This is a genomic window from Pseudofrankia sp. EUN1h (assembly GCF_001854645.1).
Lineage (GTDB): Bacteria > Actinomycetota > Actinomycetes > Frankiales > Frankiaceae > Pseudofrankia > Pseudofrankia saprophytica.
Genome location: NZ_MBLN01000067.1, coordinates 48,045 through 69,005, shown reverse-complemented (window position 1 = coordinate 69,005; position 20,961 = coordinate 48,045). Strand labels below are relative to the sequence as shown.

The following is a 20,961-nucleotide window of genomic DNA, read 5'->3' as shown; positions in this document are numbered from 1 at the left end:
ACCGCCGTCGTGTCAGCGCGCGTCAGCGCGCGTGTCGTCGTGCCGGCCGGCGTTGACCATCGTGCGTCGCTGCTGGTCGTGCACCTGGACCCAGTGCAGGAGGAAGTCCGACGGGCTCGCGGGCGTCGGCGCGAGGGCGGCGGGCGTCATCGCCGGACCGGTCGGCGTCGGCGCCGCGCTCGCGCCTGGCGCGCCAGCGCCCGGCACGCCCGCGAGGCCCGCGCCGGCCGTTCCAGCCGCGCCGGCCGCCGGGGCGGCGAACAGCGGACGCGGGTCGAGGAGCGCCCGCATCCGGCCGGCGCGGCCGGCCGCGCGCCCCAGCTCCCGGCGGACGTCGCCGACCAGCGCCCAGGCCCGGTCGGGATCGTCGGCTCCGGTGCCGCCCACGGCGAACGTCGCCTCGTCGACCAGCGCCGCGAGCAGCCGCAGCGCCGCGACCGCCGGCGCCGTGGCCGGGTTCCTGGCGACGGCGCCGACCAGCTCACGCCTGGTCAGTGACGGTGACCGGGAGACGCCGAACTCGCCTAGGCGGTCCCGCGCCTCCCACCAGGCGCCGCGCACCCGGTCGGCCGGGCTGCCGCGCCGCCGCCGCGCCAGCCGGCGCCGGGCCTTCTCGCCGATCACAGCCAGTGGCACGGCGAGGGCGAGGGCGCCCAGCGCGATGAGCAGGATGAACGGCCAGTCGAGGCGCCCACCATGGTCATCTCCGTCGTCGACGGTGATGCCGCGTTGCGTCGGCGCGATGACCGCCGGCTTCTCCTGGTCGCCCTGCTGGCCGCGCGGCGGGGAGGCAGGCGGCGTGAGCCGGGACCCGGCCCTCGACAGGTCGCTCGTGTCGGTCGGCTCGAACCCGACCCAGCCGATCCCGGCGAACAGCACCTCCGGCCAGGCGTGTGCCTGGTGGTCGGTGACCGTGAACGTGCCGTCGTCGGCCGCGCTGTCGGCGCTGTTGGCGTTGTTCGGGCCGTCCTCGTCGAGCAGGTAGCCGACGCTGATCCGGGTCGGGAACCCGAGCGCGCGGGCCAGGACGGCGAACGCGGCGGCGCGCTGCTCCGCGTAGCCGCGACGGTCCGCCGGGTCGGCGGAGTCCAGCAGCCGGGTGAGCCGGCCGTAGGAGTGGCCCGGCGTCGCGTGCAGGTCGTAGGGGAACGCGCTGCCGTCGCGCAGGAAGGCGGCGAGCGCGACCAGCTTGTCGTACGTCGTCGCGGCCTCGGCCGTCGTCCGCCTGGCGGTGGCGAGCAGGTCGGCCCGCAGGTCGTCCGGCAGGTTCGGCAGCACCCGGTAGCGGTCCGCGCCCGGCCCGGTCGCGACGACGGCCGCGGCCAGCTGCGCGTCCGACGGCTGCGGTACCTCGGCCGTCAGGTCGAAGCGGTCGCCGGCCCGCGGCGGYGACAGCAGGGCGAGCGTTCCCGACGCCGGCTCGAACGCCGGTCCTCTTCCCGCCCGCGGGCCGGAACCGCTGGCGGTGGCGTAGTCGATGGCGGTCGGCTGGCCGAGCGCGGGCAGCAGTGCGTCATCGAACTCGTCGAAGGTCACGTCGGCGTGCACCTTCGCGCGGGCGACCGTCGTCGTGACCGGCTCGTCCGGCCCCGGCAGCACCTTGTCGACCGCGGTGAAGTTCCCGTCGACGCTCCAGGTGGCGCCGTCGAACGTGCCGAGGGCGGCCGTCCGCACCCGGGGCGACGTGGCCGGCCCGGCGGGCGGCCAGGCGGCGGCCGGGGGCGTCAGCCGGATGGTGAACAGCGTCGTCGGCTTGGGGGTGTCCAGCTGCGCGCGCACCCGCACGAGTGGGTTGAGCAGGGCGACGTCGTCGACCGGCGGGCTGCTGTGTTCCCTGGGGTCGTACCGGTCGGCGGAGTCGATCGGCACGATGACGCCGACCGCCGTCGCCAGCACCGCGACCGTCGCGACCACCGGCAGCCCGATCACCAGCGGCCCGGCCAACCGGGACCGATGCCCGGACGGCTGCGCCCCCGGGCGCCATCCGCCCCCGGTCGGCTCGGACTGGCCGGGGAGCACCCCCGCGCGCGCCGAGCGCACCGCCGCGAGCACGAGCACGAGCACCACGAAGCATCCGGTGAGCGCAAGCTGCGTGACCCGCCGGCGCTGCCCGGCCTCGGCGACCAGCAGCAGGAACCCGACCGTCACGAGCAGCKGGGGCAGCGCCGGCAGCAGCGCGCCGTGCCAGCGCACCGCCAGCACGACGGCGGTGAACGTGGCGACCCACAGCACCGCGCCCAGCGGTGCCAGCAGCAGCGCGCTCGGCTCGGCGGGCACGGCCGTGGTCAGCAGCGGTCGCCAGCCGTCGCGCAGCGCCCGCAGCAGCAGGTCGACGCGGCCCGCGGTCACCGCCGTGCCGTAGAGCAGGCCGCCCAGCGCACCGACGAGACAGACCAGCTCGACCGTCGCCAGCCGCCGGGCCGCGACGGCGCCGGCGACCGCCGCGACGGCGACGGCGCCGGCCAGCGGCGCCAGGTAGCGGTAGCCGTCGAACAGCGCGCCGAGGGCGACCGCGGCGGGCAGCATCGACGCCCCGGCCAGGAGCACGTCGCCCGGCCGGAGGCGACGGCCGGTGGTGAGCGGCGTGGGGGACTGGGTCCGCGTGGGGGACGGGACCGGTGTGGTCAGCGCGGTCATCGGCGCGCCCGCGAACCCCAGACGGCCGCGAACTCGTCGCTGGTCCGCACGTTGACCGCGAGCGCCCCGGGCACCGACGGCGCCGGCCGGCCGAACAGCTCACCGACCTGGACGAGGCTGACCATGGCGTACCGGGGCCGCACGGTCGACACGGCGCCCAGCGCCGACGGCGGCGGCTGACCCGTCACGACCCCGAGCGCGACGCCGGAGGTGCCCGGCGCCATGGCCGCCAACGCGGCCAGGCCAGGGTCGTCGGCCCGCGGCGTCACCTCGGCGAGCAGGTCCAGCATCGCCTCCCCGGCCGCGCTGTCCCGGCCGGCCGCGAGGCGTCCTCGGCCGGTGGTCCACAGCTCGACCGGGAAGCCCCGGGTGAGCCCGGCGGCGAGCAGCGACGAGGTTATCCGCACCGCGTCCTCGAAGAAGTCGTCGGCGTACGGGGCGGCGCTGGTGTCCAGCACGATCATCATGGTCATTTCGTTGGGCACGACGTTCTGCCGGACCATGAGCTTGGCGACCCTGGCGGAGGACCTCCAGTGAATGAGCCGCCGGTCGTCGCCGCGCACGTACTCCCGCAGCGAGTGGAACGCGACACCGCCCAGCGGTGCCTCACGCGCCGCCGGCCCGTCGAGCTCGAACGACCCCCCGGTCGGCAGCGGCGCGACGGCGAGCACCCGCGGGCGCACCCGCAGGGTCGAGCGCCCGGGCAGCTCCCGGCGCAGCTGGATGAGCCGCAGCGGATCACTGTGGCCGACGACCAGCGGGCCGATCTCGAACACCCCGCGCCGCCCGGTGGGGATCGCGTAACCGCGCTGGGTTCCGGCCCCGGCCGCGAGGCTGGGAAGCGCGATGCCGATCGACGTGCCGGCGACGCGCTCGGCGGCCCGCAGCGGCGGGCAGCGCCGCCCGGAGACGTTGGTGACCGTGAGGACGCCGGAAGCCGGCTCGCCCTCCACCACCCCGGCCGGGCGGATCTCACGATTGATCACGACGTCCGGGGCCACGAACAGCCAGCCGCAGGCGACGACGAGCGCCAGCGTGGCCGCGGCCGACATGACGACGAACTCCGGGTAGCGCAGGACGAAGCCGGCGACACCCAGGGCCACCGCGAGCGCGGCCATGAGGAGCCCGGAGCGAGTGATCATCGGAAGGCCGGCCGTTCGCCGGGTACCGGGATCCCGACGAGAATCGAGCCGAGCACCTTCTCGGCGGTCACGCCGTTCAGCTCGGCCTCCGGGCGCAGGAGCAGCCGATGCCCGAGAACATGCGGGGCGAGCGTCTTGACGTCGTCGGGAATGACGAAGGCGCGTCCCTCGGCCGCCGCGTGCGCCTGCGCCGCGACGACGAGCGCGAGACCCCCGCGGGGGCTCGCGCCCAGCCGGAGCTCGCCGCGCCGGCGGGTGGCGTCCACGATCGTCACGACGTAGCTGAGCAGGTCGCGGCTTATGTGGACGCGCCGCACCGTCGCGGTCATCAGCTGCGCATCGGCGGCGGACACCACCGGCGCCAGGTCCTCGACCGACTGGCCGGCCGACCGGCTGGCCAGCATGTCCACCTCCGCCTCGTGGCTCGGGTAGCCGACCGCGAGGCGCATCATGAACCGGTCGATCTGCGCCTCGGGYAGGTCGAAGGTGCCGCCGTGCTCGACCGGGTTCTGGGTGGCGATGACCAGGAAGGGCCGCTCCAGCGGGTAGGCGGTTCCGTCGAGGGTCACCTGCCGTTCCTCCATCACCTCCAACAGCGCGGACTGCGTCTTCGGTGACGCCCGGTTCACCTCGTCGGCGAGTACGACGTTCGCGAACACGGGGCCGGGCTGGAACTCGAACTTCCTGGTGTCGGCATTCCAGATGTTGACGCCGGTGACATCGGTCGGCAGYAGGTCCGGCGTGCACTGGATCCGGCGCATCGTGCCAGCGATCGACCTCGCCAGCGCCTTCGCGATCGACGTCTTGCCCACGCCCGGCACGTCATCGATGAGCAGATGACCCTCGGCGGCGAGGCAGAGCACAGCCAGCCGGATGACATCCGTCTTGCCGCGGATGACGCGTTCGACGTTGCGGACGACCAGGTCGCACCGCTGCGCGAACCACGCCACCTCGGCCGGCGACACTGGCTGCTCGGACACACGCTCTCCCAGAGGGTTGTCGGTGGTTGTTCAGACTCATCGGACGAGCACCGCCGCCGCCGTGACCGAACCGACGACGGCCAGGAGAAGCACGGCGGCCAGGACCGCGGCCCGGCGGCCGAGGACGCGGAACTGGGCGTCCCGGCTGAGCCGTCCGACGAAGACCGTGGCACCGTCGTTCGCGGCGTAGGTGTTCGGCGGTCCGGGTTCGGCCACGTCGTCGGGCCTCGGCGGGGTCGACGCCATCGGCTGGGCCGGGCGAGCCCGCCCCGATGGCGCCCCGGCCGGCCCCGGGGCCGGGGCCGGCGGTGCGGCGCCCGGTGGCGTGGCATACGGCGGCGTGGCATACGGCGGCGCGGCGCCGGGTGAGGAACGTCGGTCGTCACGGCGATCGGCCGCCGCCCTCGGGGGTGGCCGCCGGGCGGCAAGGCGCCGAAGCGCGGCCAGCGACGGCGGGGACGTGGCCGGAAAGCTCCGCCACGCGGTCAGGAAGGCGTCGGTCTCGGCACCGAGATCCTTCGGGCCGGCTCCATGCGCGCGTTCGCCGTCGTCCACTGTCTCTCTGCCGTTCTCAGGCGGTGGCCCGTCCACACGACCGGCCGGCCCCCGAGCCGGTTCTGGAATCTGCCGTCATGACCGCGGTCCCCGAATGCCCCCAGATGTCCCACATGCTACTGGCTGCTGCTATTTCGCCCGGCATATGTGCCAAAGTTGGGAAACTGTTAATGCCCCGGCGCGCCGCCCTCGACAGGCGTCGCGGCCCGGAACTCCGCCCAGCGGCGATCATGCCTGACCGGTCGGCCCAACCGCTGCGCCCAGACAACACAACAGAGCCCCTCAGCCTCCGATGGGAGAGGAACCGACCGCCTTATAGTCAGTGGGCTGGCCCTTGGCGTTCAGGGTGGTGATCAGCCCGCCGCGGACGCAGATCGCCGGCGCTGTCGGGCTGGCCTTGCCGTTGCAGCGGAACCGCAAGCCGCCCGCGCCCGGCAGCTCCTTCTCCGGCATCGCCTTGATTGCAGCGACGATGGCCTCCGGGGTGATGTCTCTCCCTGAGATCCCCTCGGTCGCCGCCTGGAAGCCGGCGAGCGCGATGAACATGCTCACCCCGCCGGCCGAGCTGGTGTCGATGCCGTTGCCGTAGGTTTCCACGACGGCGTTGTAAAGGCGTGTCGACGGGTTGTCCGTTCCGATCGGCGTCGCGGCGGCGACGGCTATCCCCTCGAGCATGTCCGCCGGCACCGCCCGGCGGGTCGCGTCGGTGATGCACTGCGCGATAGCGGTGATCTTGCCGTTGAATCCGATCGCCCGCAGACCGTTCAACGCGCTGATGCAGAACGCGTCGTTCCCCACGATCTGCACGACTCCGGGGTCGCTGGCGGCCAGGCTCTGCAGCTGGGGCGTCATGTCGGGGGTGCCCGGGGGAACCCGGACGACCTTGAGGCCGATGCCGGCTTCCTCGAATATCGGCGGCGCGATCGTGTCATAGAGACTCAGCGCGGCCGGCACGTCGATCACGATCGCCGTCACCTTGGTGGCGCCGGAGTCCTTCGCGAGCTGGATGGGCAGGCTCACCCGGCCGAACAGCGGATCACCCAGGGTGAAGGTCGACTCGGTGTCGGCCAGCAGCGTCGAGCTGCTCGCGCCGAAGAGCATCACCGGCATCTTCGCGTCGTGCAGCGTCCTCCAGACGTCATCCATCGCTGTCAGCTCGGGCAGGACGACGGCGACGACGTTCTCCTGGATCATGCGGTTCGCGCAGTCGATGCTCTTGCTCGGGTCCGCCTGGGCCTCACACGTGACCAGTTGAATAGGCCGGCCGGCGATGCCAGAGCGGTGCTCGTTCAGGTACTTGATGGTGGCGTCGGCCACGTGGAACTGGATGGACACGTCCCCGAAGGGGGTCTTGCCGTCCGAGATTGTTCCGATCCGGACCGGGGTCCCCTGGGCCGGGGCCGCCGGCCCGAGCACCCCGGCCGTGCTCGGGGCGCTGTCCGCTGGCGGGTTCTCGTCGCTGTTGTCGCCACCGCTCCCACATCCGGCAGTCAGGAACAGGCTCGCGGCCAGGGCGGATAAGGCGGTCAGGCGCAGGCCCGCCCGCCGATACCGCGCCCGCACGGAAGGCAGCCCGTCGAGGAGGTTCCTCGCATGCTGCCCGCGCATCGTCCATCTCGTCGCCGGGGGCGTCGCGACGATGGAGATCTCAGGACCGGATCGGTGGGTCATCGTGTGCTCCCAGGTGGGATGAGGAACGACGGTGTTGTCGACGGCAGTGCCTTCGCCGGGCGACAGCTACTGCGACGGCAGGCACGTCGCGCTGTCAGCTGTCAGCTGTCAGCTGTCGGCCAGCGCGCCCGTAGTTCGACTGGAAAGCGGCCCGCGGGACGCTCATGGAACGTCGCCGGGTCAGTTGGCGGTGGTGAGCGGGGACGGCTCGGCGGGCGTGGTGGGCTCGTCCGGGTTGGTCATCAGGGTGGTGGCCAGATGGCGGACCTGGGAGCGGGCGATCTTGCCGGTGCCGGTGAGGGGGAGCTCAGGGAGGACGAACACGCGGCGGGGGCGCTTGAATGCGGCGAGTCCTTCGCGGCAGAAGGCGACGAGGTCGGCCTCGCCGACCTGCTCGCCGGGGGCCGGGACGACGCAGGCGACYGGGGTCTCCAGGCCGTCGTGGTCGGTGACCGCGACGACGACGGCCTGCGCGACCGCGGGGTGGGCCCGTAGCCGTTCCTCGACCTCGCCGGGGGAGACCCAGATGCCGCCCGCCTTCAGGACGTCGCCGGTGCGGCCGAGGCAGGTGTAGTAGCCGTCCTCGTCCTCGACATATATGTCGCCGGTTCGGGTCCACGGGCCCTCGAACACCTGGCGGGAGATGTCGGCGCGGCACCAGTAGCCGCTGGCCGCCGAGCGGCCGCGGACCATCAGCTGGCCGGGCTCGCCGGGCGTGACGTGGCGGCCGTCGCTGTCGACGAGGCGCAGGTCGTAGCCGGCGACGGGCGTTCCGGTGGTGCCGGGCCGGACACGGCCGGGGCGGTTGGACAGGAAGATGTGCAGCATCTCGGTGGAGCCGATGCCGTCGAGGACCTCGATGCCGAAGCGCCGCTGGAAGCGGCGCAGCAGGTCGGCGGGGCAGGCCTCGCCGGCGCTCACCGCGAGGCGGACGCTGGCGAAGGTGTCGGCGGGCAGGTCGGCGGCGAGGAGCGCGGCGTAGAACGTCGGGCCAGCGAAGAACAGCGTCGGCCGGTGCTCGGTGACGACCCGGGCGACGGCCGTCGGGTTCGGCCGCGCGTGGGCGAGGACGGTCGTCGCCCCGGCAGCGAACGGGAAGGTCAGGCTGTTGCCCAGGCCGTAGGCGAAGAAGACCTTGGCGACGGAGAAGGTGACGTCGTCGGGCCGGATGTCGAGCACATCGGTGGCGTAGGTGTCGACGGTGTCGCGCAGCGACCCGTGGCGGTGCATCGCCGCTTTCGGCGTGCCGGTGGTGCCGGACGTGTAGAGCCAGAACCCGGGGCTGTCGTAGCGCGTGTCGGCGAGCGGCACCCGCTCACCGCTGCCCGCGGCGAGGAACTTCTCGAAGGTCGACGCCGCGGCCGCGCCGGGCGCGGCGGCGGCTGGCGCGCCGCCGGCGACGACCAGGCGGACCGGCGGGGTGGCCGCGCCCGAGAGGTCGGCCACGGCCGCGTGCGCGGTGGCGGCGAACTCCGCGCTGACCACGAGGAGCCGGGCGAGGCTGTCGGCGAGGATGGTCGCGAGGTCCTTGCCGGTGAGCATCGTGCTGACGGGCACCGGGACCGCGCCGATGCGCAGCCCGGCCAGGAACAGCGCCACCAGCTCCGGCCCGTCCGCCATGCACAGGACGAAGCGCTCCTCGCGGCGCAGGCCGGCGGCGACGAGCCCKGCCCCGCACTGGGCGACCAGGGCGTCGAGGTCGCCGTAGCTGAGTTCCCGCGCGCGGCCGGCGGCGTCGACGGCGATGACGGCCCGTCTCGCCGGATCGTCGGCGGCGCGCCGGCGTAACAGCCAGTCGTAGGCGTTGAACCCCGCGGTCCCGGCGAGAGCGGACTGGCCTGGTGAGGACGTCGTGGTCATGCGCTGGCCTCCTGCGTCGCTCCTTGGCAAGGGCGACGGGGCGTCCGGACGATGGCGGCTCAAAGGATAGGGCAGCCGGCGGAAAAGAACTACAGGTAAACGGATCAAATTCCGATGTGTGTAGCAGGTTGTGGCCACCAGGGACAACCCGCCGCGATCACTCGGCGGCGAGCGCGCGCCAGCCGGTCCAGGCAAGGCCGGCCCAGGCGGCGTGCCGGCGGTGGAACAGGTCGGCCGCCACCTCGCCGCTCCACTCGACCGGCAGGAACTGGCGCGGCAGGCCGGGGTCACGTAGCGGGAAGCGGCGCCACTCCTGGACCAGCCGGACCTGGTAGGCGAGCGTCTGGCCGGGCCCGTCCGGCTCGAGCGACGTAACGGCGCGCAGGAACTCGTCGTAGTCGTGCGCGAGCTCCTCGAGGTCCCAGGCCTGGCGGACCATCGCGTCGGGCGCCCCGACCGCGCCGGAGCGGGCCCGGAAGGACAGCGCGGCGTCGCCCAGCCCCAGGTCGGCCAGCGCCCGCGCCGCCTCCTCCTCCCGCTCGGGCCGCGGCGAGATCCACAGGCCGCCCGGCAGTTGCCCGAAGCCGGCCCAGGCCAGCCGGGTACGCAGCTTCTGGCGCAGGGCGCGCCCCCCCTCGGGCACGTCCACCGACAGCAGCAGCCACGTCCCGTCCCACTGGCGTACCGAGGCCGCGAAGGAGTAGATCCGCCGGGTGCCGTCGGCCAGCAGCCGCTCTCCCGCGGGTGTCAGGCTCCAACGCGCCCGCCGGCCGTGGCGGTCGGCGACGATCCAGCCGTCGCCGGCCAGGCGCATGAGCGCCTGACGGGCCGCCTTCTCCTCGACCCCCAGCTCGCCGAGCAGCCGGACGAGCGTCGACGTCCACACGGGGGCGTCCTGCGGCAGCACGAACTCGCCGAGCACGGTCAGCAGCAGGCTGCGGGCGCTGGCCGTGCCGACCTCGCGGCGCCGGGTGATCTCCGTGGGCGCCACGCGGCCGTCCAGCGAGGTCATCTCGTCACCTCCCATGGCCGGCTCGTTCCTCTGGGCGTCCCATCGTGCCAGGTACCGCCCCAGTTCCAGCGCCGCCGGCGAGGGCGCGGGCCGTGACCGGGCTCTTGCGCCCGCCCGATGACTGGCTACACAATCGGTGCATCATGCGCACAGTTGTGTAGCAAACTGGGAGGCCGGATGACCGTGACCGACGCGGCGACCCCGTCCGCGGAGCTTGCGGGCCCCGTGGCGGTGTCGTTCGACACCGAGCCCGGCCGGTACCGCCACTGGCGGYTGTCGGTCGACGGGCCGGTCGCGACGCTGGCCCTGAACGTCGACCCGGACGGCGGGATCGTGCCCGGCTACGAGCTGAAGATGAACAGCTACGACCTGGGCGTCGACATCGAGCTGTACGACGCGACCCAGCGGCTTCGTTTCGAGCACCCCGGGGTCAAGGTCGTCGTCGTCACCAGCGGCAAGGAGCGGATGTTCTGCGCCGGCGCGAACATCCGGATGCTCGCCCAGTCGTCGCACCCCTGGAAGGTGAACTTCTGCAAGTTCACCAACGAGACCCGTAACGGCATGGAGGACGCGACCGCGCACTCGGGTCAGACCTATCTCGCCGCACTGAACGGCACGGCGGCTGGCGGCGGCTACGAGCTCGCGCTGGCGTGCGAGCAGATCCTGCTCGTCGACGACGGCTCGTCGGCGGTCTCGCTGCCCGAGGTCCCGCTGCTCGGGGTGCTGCCCGGCACCGGCGGGCTGACCCGGATGGTCGACAAGCGGGCCGTGCGCCGCGACCTCGCCGACGTCTTCGCGACCACCGCCGAGGGGGTGCGCGGCGCCCGCGCCGTCGCCTGGGGCCTCGTCGACGAGGCGGTGCCTCCGGGTGGGTTCGGCGCGGCGCTCGCTGCCCGCGTCGAGGCCGCCGTCGCCCGCTCGCCCCGGCCGGATGCCGCGGCCGGGATCCGGCTCACGCCGCTGCGCCGCGCCGTCGACGGGGACACGACCAGCTACGACCACCTGCGGGTCGTCGTCGACCGGGCGTCGTCGACGGCGTACCTGACCGTCCTCGGGCCGGGCACCGGGCCGGCGGCGACCCCGGCCTCGCTCGAGGACGTGCACACCCAGGGCGCCGGCTGCTGGCCGCTGGCCGTCGCCCGCGCGTTGGACGACGCGGTCCTGCGGCTGCGGGTCAACGAGCTGTCCGTCGGCACCTGGGTGCTGCGCACCGAGGGCGACCCGGCGGCGGTCGCCGCCGTCGACGAGCTGCTGCTCGCGCACCGCGACGACTGGCTCGTCAACGAGGTCATCCAGTTCTGGAAGCGGACACTTCGCCGCCTGGACGCCAGCTCGCGCAGCCTGATCGCGCTGGTCGAGCCGGGTAGTTGCTTCGTCGGAAGCCTGCTGGAGCTCGCGCTGGCGGCCGACCGGCAGTACATGCTCGACGGCGAGTTCACCGAGGATGACGACCCGGCACCCGCCGCTGTCCTCCGGCTTGACGGCTTCAACGCCGGGCCGCTGCCGACGTCGGCCGGCGTCAGCCGGCTGGCCGTCCGGTTCCGGGGCGACCCGGCCGCGCTCGAGGGCGCGCTCGCCACGGCGGGCACGGACCTGGCTGCCGCCGAGGCGGCGCGGGCCGGTCTCGTGACGGCGACGCCAGACGACCTCGACTGGGACGACGAGATCCGCCTGGTGCTCTCCGAACGCGCCAGCTTCTCCCCAGACGCGCTCACGGGCCTGGAGGCCAACCTGCGGTTCGCCGGCCCGGAGACCTTCGAAACCAAGATCTTCGGCAGGCTGTCCGCCTGGCAGAACTGGATCTTCCAGCGGCCGAACGCCGCCGGCCCGAACGGCGCCCTGGGGCGCTATGGCACCGGCCGCCGCGCCGACTACGACAGGAAGCGGGTCTGATCGTGACCACTCCCGACGCGGCCGTGGCCGTCGGTGCCGCGCCGGCGCCCGCCGGGCCGCTCAGCCCGGTCGACTACACGCAGCGCATCCCGAACAACGTCAACCTCGCCGGCGACCGCCGCCTGCGGCGGGCGCTGGAAAGCTGGCAGCCGGCGTTTCTCGACTGGTGGCGCCGGCTCGGGCCCGCGCTGCCCACCCGGGACGTCTACCTGCGCACCGCCGTCGCCGTCGGCCGGGACGGCTGGGCGCACTTCGACCACGTGCCGATGGAGCAGTACCGCTGGGGTATTTTCCTGGCCGAGAGCGACCCCGACAAGAAAATCGGCTTCGGGATGCACAAGGGTGAGCCGGTCTGGAACGAGGTTCCCGGCGAGTACCGCTCGGATCTGCGCCGGCTCATCGTCGTGCAGGGGGACACCGAGCCGGCCTCCGTCGAGCAGCAGCGCCACCTGGGGGCGACCGCGCCCAGCCTCTACGACCTGCGCAACCTGCTGCAGGTCAACGTCGAGGAGGGCCGCCACCTGTGGGCGATGGTCTACCTGCTGCACGCCTACTTCGGCCGGGACGGCCGGGAGGAGGCCGAGGCGCTGCTGAGCCGCAACTCCGGTGACTCCGACCGGCCGCGCATCCTCGGMGCGTTCAACGAGGCGACGCCCGACTGGCTGGCGTTCTTCATGTTCACCTACTTCACCGACCGCGACGGCAAGTACCAGCTCGGCACGCTGAAGGAAAGCGCCTTCGACCCGCTCGCCCGCACCTGCGAGTTCATGCTCAGGGAAGAGGCCCACCACATGTTCGTCGGCATCACCGGCGTACAGCGCGTGGTGGAGCGGACCGCTGAGCTGATGCGGGCGCACGGCACCGACGACCTGTGGAGGCACGGCGGCATCCCGCTGTCCGTCATCCAGAAGTACATCAACTTCCACTACTCGGTGTCGCTGGACCTGTTCGGCTCGGAGACGTCGTCGAACGTGGCGTCCTACTTCACCACCGGGCTCAAGGGCCGCTGGCTGGAGACCCGCCGCCGCGACGACCACGTGCTCACCGAGGCCATCCTTGAGGTGCCGGAGGTCCGCGACGGCGCGTTCACCACGCGCACCGTGCCGATGCTCACCGGCTTGAACCTGGACCTGCGTAATGAATACGCGGCCGACTGCGCCACCGGCGTGCGGCGCTGGAACGCGGCGCTCGCGGACGCCGGCGTCGACGTTCGGCTGACGCTGCCGCACATTGGCTTCAACCGCGCCGTCGGCGCGTTTGTCGGCCACCGGATCTCGCCGGACGGCGAGATCCTCGACGAGGCGGCCTGGCACGCCCGGCTCGGCGACTGGCTGCCGACGGCCGACGACATGGCACAGGTGTCCGGGCTCATGGGGCCCATCTTCGATCCCGGCCAGTTCGCCAGCTGGCTTACGCCCCCGAAGCATGGGATCAACAACACGCCCGTCGAGTTCGACTACGTCCGATTCCCCGCGTGACCGCGCCCGCGAAAGGGAAAAACGGCCCACCACCACGCATGACCTGGAGCAGCCAGTGAACCTGAGCAGTCGTCTCATTCAGCGCCAGTTGAAGCTTCCCCCGCCGTCTACCCGGGACCTGGTCGTTCAGCGGGATCTTCGGGTGTCGATGCCGGACGGGGTCGAACTGCTGGCGGACCGGTGGGCACCGCGTGCTGGGGGCGAGTCCTTACCCATCGCTCTGCTGCGCTCGCCCTACGGCCGGCGGGGAATAGTCGGCTCGGCCATGGCCAGGCCGCTGGCCGAACGCGGGTTTCAGGTGCTGATCCAGAGCGTGCGGGGCACGTTCGGTTCCGGCGGCGTGTTCGACCCGTTACGGCAGGAGCGGGATGACGGCCTGGCGACGCTGGACTGGCTGGTCAAGCAGCCCTGGTTCGCCGGCTCGATCGTGCTCTTCGGCGCAAGCTACCTCGGTTACGTGCAGTGGGCGGTGGCCGACCGTCTCCCGCCCGAGGTCAAGGCGATGATCACGCTGATGACCGAGTCCGCCCTGACGCTGGAATTCCTGCGGAAGGACGGAATGTCGTTGGAGACGCCGTTCAACTGGGGTGTCATGGTCGCCGGCCAGGAACGCCGGTGGGCGATCGTCCGGCAGCTTCTCGGGGCGAGAATGGTTCGCCGCGCGCTGTCCACGGTTCCGCTCGCCGACGCCGACATCGCCGCCCTCGGCCACCGGTCGGACTACCTCCAGGACATCCTCGCCCATGACCCGGACGCGCCTCGGTGGGCCGGGATCGACCACCGGCACCGGCTGGCCGACGCGACCGTTCCGGTCTGCTCGGTCGGCGGCTGGTTCGACATCTTCCTGCCCGGCCAGCTTCGTGACTTCCAGATCCTGCAGGCGGCCGGCCGGCCGGCCCAGTTGACGGTCGGTCCCTGGGTACACGTGGCCCGCGACGGCACGCCGCTGCGGGAGGCCATCACGTTCGGCCTCGCCCATGCGCGCGGCGAGCAGTCCCCGGACCGCGCACCGGTGCGCCTGTACGTGATGGGCGAAGGTGCCTGGCGCGACTTCGACTCCTGGCCGCCGAAGGGCTACTCACCACGGCGATACCACCTCCAGCCTGGCGGCGCACTGTCGACCGAGCCCTCCGGTGAATCGGCGGCGGACACCTACCGCTACGACCCAGCCGATCCGACCCCAGCGGTCGGCGGGGTGCGCATGACCCGCGACAGCGGGTCCGTTGACAACAGGGCGCTGGAGGCCCGCCCGGACGTGCTCACCTACACCACTGCGCCGCTCGACGAGGACGTCGAGGTCATCGGAGAGGTCAGCGCCGAGATCTGGTTCCGCTCCAGCCTCGCGTACGCGGACGTCTTCGTCCGCCTCTGTGACGTCGACCCCCGCGGCCGCTCCCACAACCTCTGCGACGGTCTGGCCAGCCTGACCGTCGCCAGTCAGATCTCCTGTGCGTCAGTACGGCTGTGGCCGACGGCGTACCGGTTCAAGCGCGGCCACCGCATCCGGGTCCAGGTCTCCAGCGGCGCCTTCCCCCGCTACGCCCGCAACCCCGGAACCGGCGAACCCCACGCCACCGCCACCGCGCTGCGCGCCGCCGATCAATCTGTGTACCACGACCCGGCCCACCCCTCGGCRGTGATCCTGCCCATCCGAAACTGATCTCCAGCATCGGATTCCGGGTGGCCAGCGGGAGTTTCACCCGCCGGCCCCCACAGAGTCGGGTAGGCCGCCGGCGAGGTGCCCTGATCAGGTCCTTTTCCGTCGGCCCCCCGAACCACGACCCGGTACCGCATGCCGCCCTCGTGCGGCAGCGCGGACACGACCGTGCCCTCGGCCGTCAGTCCCGGTAACGGGTGGCCGGCGGCACCGGCGCCGGGCGGTGCAGTTCGGCCAGCAGCCGCTGGTTGTAGATGCTGGTCCACGTGCCGTCCCGCGTGGCCGCCGCGAGCACGCCGTTGACGAACCGGGTGAGATCCGGGTGCGCCTTGCTTATGGCGGCGGCCACCGGCACGTCGTCGGGCCCCTGGCCGACGATTTCGGTCTCCGGGTCCTGCGCGGCCATTCCGGCCAGCACGATCTCGTCGTTCACCGCGGCGTCGACGGAGCCGTTCTGCAACGCCACCAGGCATTCGGCGGCGTTGGCGACCGGTACGGGGACGGGGTGCGACGGCGCGTCGACGACCCGCTGGATCGACGTGGTGCCGCTGGCCGCGCAGACCCGGTGTCCGCCGAGGTCGTCCAGCCCGCGGAAACCCGACCCGCGCTGGACGATGACCGCCTTGGCGGTGAGGTAGTAGACGGACGAGAAGTCCACCTGAGCCAGCCGGCCGCAGGTGACGGTGATCGTCGCGGTGGTCAGGTCGAGCTCCCCCTTCTGCACCAGGGAGATCCGCTCGGCCGCGGTCAGCGCGCGGAACCTCACGTGCTTGTCCACGTCCACCGGGCCGAAGATGGCCGCCGCGACCAGCTTCGCGATGTCGATCTCGAAGCCTTCGAACTGATTGGTGTCGAGATTGAGCGAGTCGAATGGCGGCGTGTCCAGCCGCACCCCGACCGTCAGATATCCGCGCTTGGCGATCGTCTCGAGATAGGAACCGGGCGGCATCGCGCCAGGGCTCGGAAGGACGGCCGGTGGCCGCAGGCTGGYGGTCGGGTCCCCGCACCCCGGCGACGCGGTGGACGGTCCGGGGACCGCGAGCACCGGCGCGCTCGGCGCCGCCATCGGTCGGGCGACGTCCGGCACCGGGTTCGACACGGTGCCGCAGGCGGCCAGCGCGGTAACGACGAACAACGCCAGCACGGCCACCACGATGGCCCGGGTGTCGGGCCTGGCCCGCGAACACACCCCCGGAGTCCGGCTGCCGCCCCGCCATGCCGGCACCGGCCGCCGCCGAGGGCGGCGCCCGGTTCTAACCGTGACCGCTGCCACGTCGGAGATCGTAATTGTCCGTCCAGACGCCGGTGCGCAGATGTCGGCTGGCGGTCACGGCGCAACGGCCCCGGGTGCCGGCCGTGCGGGACGGTGTCCCGCACGGCCGGCGATGGGGTGGGTCAGCGGCGGGCGAGGAGGAGCAGGCGAGGAGAGCCCAGCTCGTACGGGGCGCCGTCCGGGCCGGCGTGCCGGCCGGTCACGGTGAAGCCGCCCGCTCGCAGGAATCCGGTCAGCTGACCGCTGGTGTAGATGTGGTGCACTGCCGTCGCGTCGAGGACCTGGCTGCCGCGGCGGAAGGTGTACTGGCTGAGCAGCCGGCTCTCAGCCAGGTCGTACTCGGTGCGTGTCTCGACCTCGATGTCACCGGTCCGCATGACGTCCCGCTCGCCGGTGAAGCCCGGTAGGACCGACTCCGCCGTGGCGCTGAAGTCGATGACGAGCCCGCCGCCGGGGCGCACGGCACCGGCGAGCGCGGCGACGAACTCCGCGGTGCCGGCCGGATCGAGGTATCCGAAGCTGTTGCCCAGGCACACGGCCGCGTCGAACGCGCCGGTCCGTGGAACGTTGCGCATGTCGTCGACGGTGAAATCGACGTCGAGCCCGGCGGCGGCGGCCGCCGCGCGGGCGTGTGTGACCGCCTCCGTCGAGATGTCGACGCCGCTTACCCGGTGGCCCCGGGCGGCGAGCAGCAGGCTGTGCCGGCCGCTGCCGCACGGTGCGTCGAGAATCCGCGAGCCGGGAGCCAGCCCGAGCTCGGACACGATGAAGTCGACGTCGGCGACGGTCCAGGCGGGGGCGGCGGCCCGGCGCCAGAACTCGTTCGGCAGTTCGGTGAAGAAGGTTCGGTACCAGTCTGGATCGGACAACGCTGGTGCTCCGTTCGAGGTGTGCATGATCACGGGGTCGTTGCGAAGACGGAACCCGGGCACACCGAAGGAAGCCGGTGACCCGGGTATCAACCCGGGGCAGGCATGGCGTCCTCCACGGTCACGGTCGGGGCGTACCCCGACGAACTGTGAAAGACATTACCCCGGCGAGGGGGCGCGTTCGACCCTGGCGAGGGGTCGCGTTCGCGACGGTCTCGGCGACCAGGGCACCGTTTCCGCGCGGCGCATGCCGACGACGGTGACTGGGTAACGTGCGTGTTGTCCGTTGTGCCGTTGGGTAAGTGAACCGTAAATCCCAAGAAGATCGCTGAAAGCGGGTCAAGCGATGCCGACCACCGGTGCCCCCGACGGACAGGGCACGGAAGGGTATCTGGGCGGTCGGTACCGGCTGGGCAGAGTGATCGGTGGCGGCGGTGGCGGCACCGTCCACGAGGGTGAGGACGTTCTGCTGCGCCGCCCGGTGGCGATCAAGGAGGTTCGGCTACCGCCCATGGGGTCGGCGGCCGAACTCGACCTCGCCGAACAGCGGGTGATGCGCGAGGCACGCGCCGCGGCTCGACTGCGGCATCCGGGGCTGGTGGCGGTCTACGACGTGCTCAAGGCGGACAGGCGTTCCTGGATCGTCATGGAGTACATCGACGGCGTCTCGCTGTCCCAGCTCATCGCGGACTCCGGACGACTGGCACCTGAGCGGGTCGCCCGTATCGGCATCAGCCTGACCTACGCGCTCGAGGCCGCTCACAACGCCGGCATCATCCACCGTGATGTCAAGCCAGGCAACGTCCTGGTCACCGCCGACGGCCAGTCACGCCTGACCGACTTCGGCATCGCGGTCAGTCACGGCGAAACAACTCTGACGAACGCGGGAACGCTGATCGGTTCGCCGGCCTACATCGCCCCGGAACGTGTCCGCGGTGCGCGGGCCGTGAACGCCAGCGACGTCTGGGGGCTGGGAGCGACCCTGTTCACCGCCGTCGAAGGCGCGCCCCCGTTCGAGGGCAAGGGGGCGCTGGCGACCCTGACCGCCGTCGTGGAGAACCGCAGGCGCCCGTTCACCCACGCGGGCTTCCTACGCGGCGTCATCGATCACATGCTGGACGCCGACCCCGACAGGCGGCCGTCGCTCGCGCAGATCCGCGGTCATCTTCACGAGGTCCTGGACGGCGCGGCGTCCGCCGCGGGCGGGCGGCGCAGACACACCAGACGGGCCGCGCTCGCTCGGCGCCCCTCCCGTCCCCGCGAGGCCGACCGGTCCGACCCGTGGTTGGAGATCCTCGCCGACAGCCACCGTCCGGGGCAGCCGAATGGCGCCGGACCGGACCTGGCGGCCGACAGTGCAGCGGACCATGGAGCGAACGTCGACAGCGCCGGCCCGGCGAACGTGGCTGGCACGGTCAACATGGTCGACGCGGCCAGCGCGGACGAACCGGAGGCTGACGCCACCGCCGAGCCGAACGCGGTTGCCGAGCCGAACGCCGTTGCTGAACCGAACGTGCCCGCGGTGCCCGCCGAGCCCGACGCGACCGCCGAATCCGACGCCGTCGCCGAGCCCGGCGACCTCGCCGGACATGGCGCGGGCACCGATGCCGACGCGGGCGTCGAACCCGACCAGGGCACCGATCCCGCCGACGCCGAGCCGGGTGACGCCGAACCTGACCACGCCGAACCCGACCACGCCGAACCCGACCACGCCGAACCGGACGACGCCGAACCGGACGACGCCGAACGAGACGACGCTGGCGCCGTCCCGGTACCCCTTGATGGAAGGCGAAACGGCTCGCGCCGACGGGCGTCAGTGATCGCGGCGGCGGTGCTGGCGGCGCTCCTGGCGGTGGGGACCACCGTGGGCCTGGCGCTCGCCGACGACGGCACCGCCACGCCMACCGCGGCCCCGCCATCGCAGAGACCGGTGTCTTCCTCGTCCGGCCCGATCGCATCCTCGACGCCGACGCCGACACCGGCGACACCGAGCTCGTCACTCCCGCCTTCGAGCGCGGGCGGCTCCGCGGCCTCAGGCGACCCACGGACGAACGCGGCGCCGGCGCAGGACTACGACACCAGCCTCGGCGCACTCATTCCGACCAGTACCACCCCGGCGCGGCCGCCGGAGGGCTACACCACGCGTTCCGGAGGATCCGGCTGGTCGGTCGCGGTGCCGAGCGAGTGGTCGACCTCCCCGCGCGGCGCCGACCGAACCGTCTTCGCCCCCGCGAGCGGCTATCCGGAGCTGTTGGTCGAGGCCCAGGCCACGGCCGGACCGTCCGCCATCGGCGCCTGGCGGTCACTGGAAGGAAGCGTCCGGGCGCAGTCACCGGGCTATCGGCTCCTGTCCATCCGCCCGGCCGACGGCKGGAACGGCGCGAGCGCCGCCATCTGGGAGTTCACCTTCAACTCGGGTGGGCGCACCATCCACGTCCTGGATCTCGGTGTCGTCCGCAACGGCCACGGATACGCGCTGCGCTGGCGGATGCCGCAGACCGACTGGGACGGCCAGCAGGCCCTGATGTGGCGGATCTTTGCCACCTTCCGCCCCGGGCCGTGACGGCGCCGTCCGAGCCGGCTGAAATTTGGAACCGAAGCTCGCGACAGCGCGTCGAAGGCGGGGGAGGCCGCCATGAGAATTCGTCCGATCCGCGTGCCGCGTCCGCGTTCCGTGGTCCAGCGCCTCGCCGCCGCCCGGCACGGCGGGCCTCGGGCTCTGCTCTGGATGGTGGGGCTACCGGTCGCCATCGTGCTGATCGTCGGCGGCACGGTGTTCGCGGTTGGGCGGGCGGACGGCGGCGAGACCGCCCGGTCCGAGCGCCCACCATCCCCACAGGAGATGGCACGACCGGATCCGGGATGGCGGTTCGAGTCGTTCCTCGACATGGTTGTGCAGGTCCCGGCCTCCTGGGGGTATGCGCGGGCGCCCGGCGCCGACTGGTGCGCCTACAGAGGACAACCGGCCTCCTTTCCCGAGCAGCCGTACGTCGATACCAGAGGCGGCGACGTGTTCGAGCTGTTGATCGGTTGCGTTTCCGGCGGCGAGAACCTGGATCTGCACGGCGGCGGGGTGCCTCGCGAACACTGGGCCCCGCACGTCTGGTTCGCCGCCACCCCCGCGGCGGGTGGCGTCGACGAGACGCCGGACGGGCGGGTGAGCGCCGACGGCTGGACCCGCGTCGTTCGCACGGTTGGCTCGGCGAAGGTGTTCGTCCTGGCGGACGACGCGCACCTCGACGATGCTGGGCGGATCATCGGCTCGGCCCGCCAGGCCACTGTCGACCACTACGGCTGCGACGTCAGCTCGCCGATCCAGGCCGGCCGGTTCGCCCGCCCGCCCGCACCGTTCGACGTGGCTCTGCTGGACACCGTGGACACCATCGCGGTCTGCCAGTACGACCTGCACCGCCCGGCGGGAAGCCCCGGGCTCCAGGCCTCCCACCAGTTCCGCGGGGCCGGCGCGGCGGCGCTGCTCGCGGCGATCCGGGCCGCGCCGGTCGGCGGTGGACCGGACGCGCCGGAGACCTGCGTGCGGGACATGTGGGGCGACACCGGGATAGTGCTGCGCCTGGCCGCGGGCGGGCTGACAAGGGATGCGTATGTCTATTACGACTGGTGCTTCGGCAACGGTATCGATGACGGAACCGCCATCCGATCTCTGACCGTCGGCGACTGTGTCCCKCTCTGGTCGGGACGCGTCGTGCACTGGGGCGGCAGCAGCGCGCCCTTCGAGGTCTGCCATCCCCTCGGAGATCCGCCATCCCCGCGGCCGCGCGCCTCGTGAGTCCTCGAAAACACCATCCGCCCGCTACCCAGGCCGCTTACGACACGAGAGCGTCGGCGCCCACCGGCCGAGGGCCGAAAATCTAGGGTAGGGTATCTGTTGATCGAAGTAGCCTTCGAGAAGTCCCGTTCGCCGGACTAGCGTGCG

At 72.6% G+C, this 20,961-nt stretch carries 14 protein-coding genes; 5 read left to right on the top strand and 9 right to left on the bottom strand.

The window, feature by feature from the left end:
- Positions 1–12 precede the first annotated feature (12 nt).
- From BCD49_RS26595 to BCD49_RS26565, 7 genes are all read right to left on the bottom strand, one after another.
- Positions 13–2,637, bottom strand: coding sequence for a transglutaminase family protein (locus tag BCD49_RS26595; protein WP_071042024.1), 2,625 nt, complete (start codon positions 2,635–2,637; stop codon positions 13–15).
- The gene (locus BCD49_RS26590; RefSeq protein WP_007507904.1) at positions 2,634–3,779 is read right to left on the bottom strand and encodes a DUF58 domain-containing protein; all 1,146 of its coding nucleotides are present in this window, start codon (positions 3,777–3,779) and stop codon (positions 2,634–2,636) included. The genes BCD49_RS26595 and BCD49_RS26590 overlap by 4 nt, the downstream gene beginning before the upstream one ends.
- Positions 3,776–4,759 (bottom strand): AAA family ATPase, encoded by a 984-nt coding sequence (locus BCD49_RS26585; RefSeq protein ID WP_007507907.1) that lies wholly within the window; start codon positions 4,757–4,759, stop codon positions 3,776–3,778. The genes BCD49_RS26590 and BCD49_RS26585 overlap by 4 nt, the downstream gene beginning before the upstream one ends.
- A 36-nt stretch (positions 4,760–4,795) precedes the next feature.
- Positions 4,796–4,975 carry a hypothetical protein gene (locus BCD49_RS42515; RefSeq protein ID WP_007507909.1) on the bottom strand — a complete coding sequence of 60 codons (180 nt, stop codon included), beginning with the start codon at positions 4,973–4,975 and terminating at the stop codon, positions 4,796–4,798.
- Positions 4,976–5,596: 621 nt separating this feature from the next.
- Positions 5,597–6,985 (bottom strand): ABC transporter substrate-binding protein, encoded by a 1,389-nt coding sequence (locus tag BCD49_RS26575; protein WP_007507911.1) that lies wholly within the window; start codon positions 6,983–6,985, stop codon positions 5,597–5,599.
- A gap of 180 nt (positions 6,986–7,165) precedes the next feature.
- A complete protein-coding gene (locus BCD49_RS26570) occupies positions 7,166–8,845 on the bottom strand; it encodes a benzoate-CoA ligase family protein (RefSeq protein WP_007507913.1) in 1,680 nt (559 codons plus the stop codon).
- A gap of 157 nt (positions 8,846–9,002) precedes the next feature.
- Positions 9,003–9,872 carry a PaaX family transcriptional regulator gene (locus tag BCD49_RS26565; RefSeq protein WP_051466439.1) on the bottom strand — a complete coding sequence of 290 codons (870 nt, stop codon included), beginning with the start codon at positions 9,870–9,872 and terminating at the stop codon, positions 9,003–9,005.
- A gap of 162 nt (positions 9,873–10,034) precedes the next feature.
- Here BCD49_RS26565 and boxC point away from each other — a divergent pair, with 162 nt between their 5' ends.
- The 3 genes from boxC to BCD49_RS26550 are packed head-to-tail and all read left to right on the top strand — an operon-like array spanning position 10,035 to position 14,888.
- Positions 10,035–11,750, top strand: coding sequence for a 2,3-epoxybenzoyl-CoA dihydrolase (boxC, locus tag BCD49_RS26560; protein WP_007507917.1), 1,716 nt, complete (start codon positions 10,035–10,037; stop codon positions 11,748–11,750).
- Positions 11,751–11,773: 23 nt separating this feature from the next.
- The gene (gene boxB, locus BCD49_RS26555; RefSeq protein ID WP_051467354.1) at positions 11,774–13,228 is read left to right on the top strand and encodes a benzoyl-CoA 2,3-epoxidase subunit BoxB; all 1,455 of its coding nucleotides are present in this window, start codon (positions 11,774–11,776) and stop codon (positions 13,226–13,228) included.
- 55 nt (positions 13,229–13,283) lie between these two features.
- A complete protein-coding gene (locus tag BCD49_RS26550) occupies positions 13,284–14,888 on the top strand; it encodes a CocE/NonD family hydrolase (protein WP_007507921.1) in 1,605 nt (534 codons plus the stop codon).
- A 178-nt stretch (positions 14,889–15,066) separates the two neighbouring features.
- Here the strand turns inward: BCD49_RS26550 and BCD49_RS26545 are convergent, their stop codons facing one another.
- Positions 15,067–16,029 (bottom strand): glutamate ABC transporter substrate-binding protein, encoded by a 963-nt coding sequence (locus BCD49_RS26545; protein ID WP_241832402.1) that lies wholly within the window; start codon positions 16,027–16,029, stop codon positions 15,067–15,069.
- A 251-nt stretch (positions 16,030–16,280) separates the two neighbouring features.
- Positions 16,281–17,027 carry an SAM-dependent methyltransferase gene (locus BCD49_RS26540; RefSeq protein WP_007507926.1) on the bottom strand — a complete coding sequence of 249 codons (747 nt, stop codon included), beginning with the start codon at positions 17,025–17,027 and terminating at the stop codon, positions 16,281–16,283.
- A gap of 346 nt (positions 17,028–17,373) precedes the next feature.
- Between BCD49_RS26540 and BCD49_RS26535 the strand changes: the two genes are divergently transcribed.
- Together BCD49_RS26535 and BCD49_RS26530 are read left to right on the top strand one after the other, a co-directional pair.
- Entirely contained in the window at positions 17,374–19,590 is a 2,217-nt protein-coding gene (locus BCD49_RS26535) for a protein kinase domain-containing protein (protein WP_071042022.1), read from the top strand.
- A gap of 72 nt (positions 19,591–19,662) precedes the next feature.
- Positions 19,663–20,814, top strand: coding sequence for a hypothetical protein (locus tag BCD49_RS26530; RefSeq protein ID WP_007507930.1), 1,152 nt, complete (start codon positions 19,663–19,665; stop codon positions 20,812–20,814).
- The last annotated feature ends 147 nt before the right edge of the window (positions 20,815–20,961 follow it).

Excerpts from the sequence above, each read along its gene's own strand:
- BCD49_RS26590 (WP_007507904.1), bottom strand. The coding sequence starts at position 3,779 with ATGATCACTCGCTCCGGGCTCCTCATGGCCGCGCTCGCGGTGGCCCTG.
- BCD49_RS26575 (WP_007507911.1), bottom strand. The coding sequence starts at position 6,985 with ATGACCCACCGATCCGGTCCTGAGATCTCCATCGTCGCGACGCCCCCG.
- BCD49_RS26565 (WP_051466439.1), bottom strand. The coding sequence starts at position 9,872 with ATGGGAGGTGACGAGATGACCTCGCTGGACGGCCGCGTGGCGCCCACG.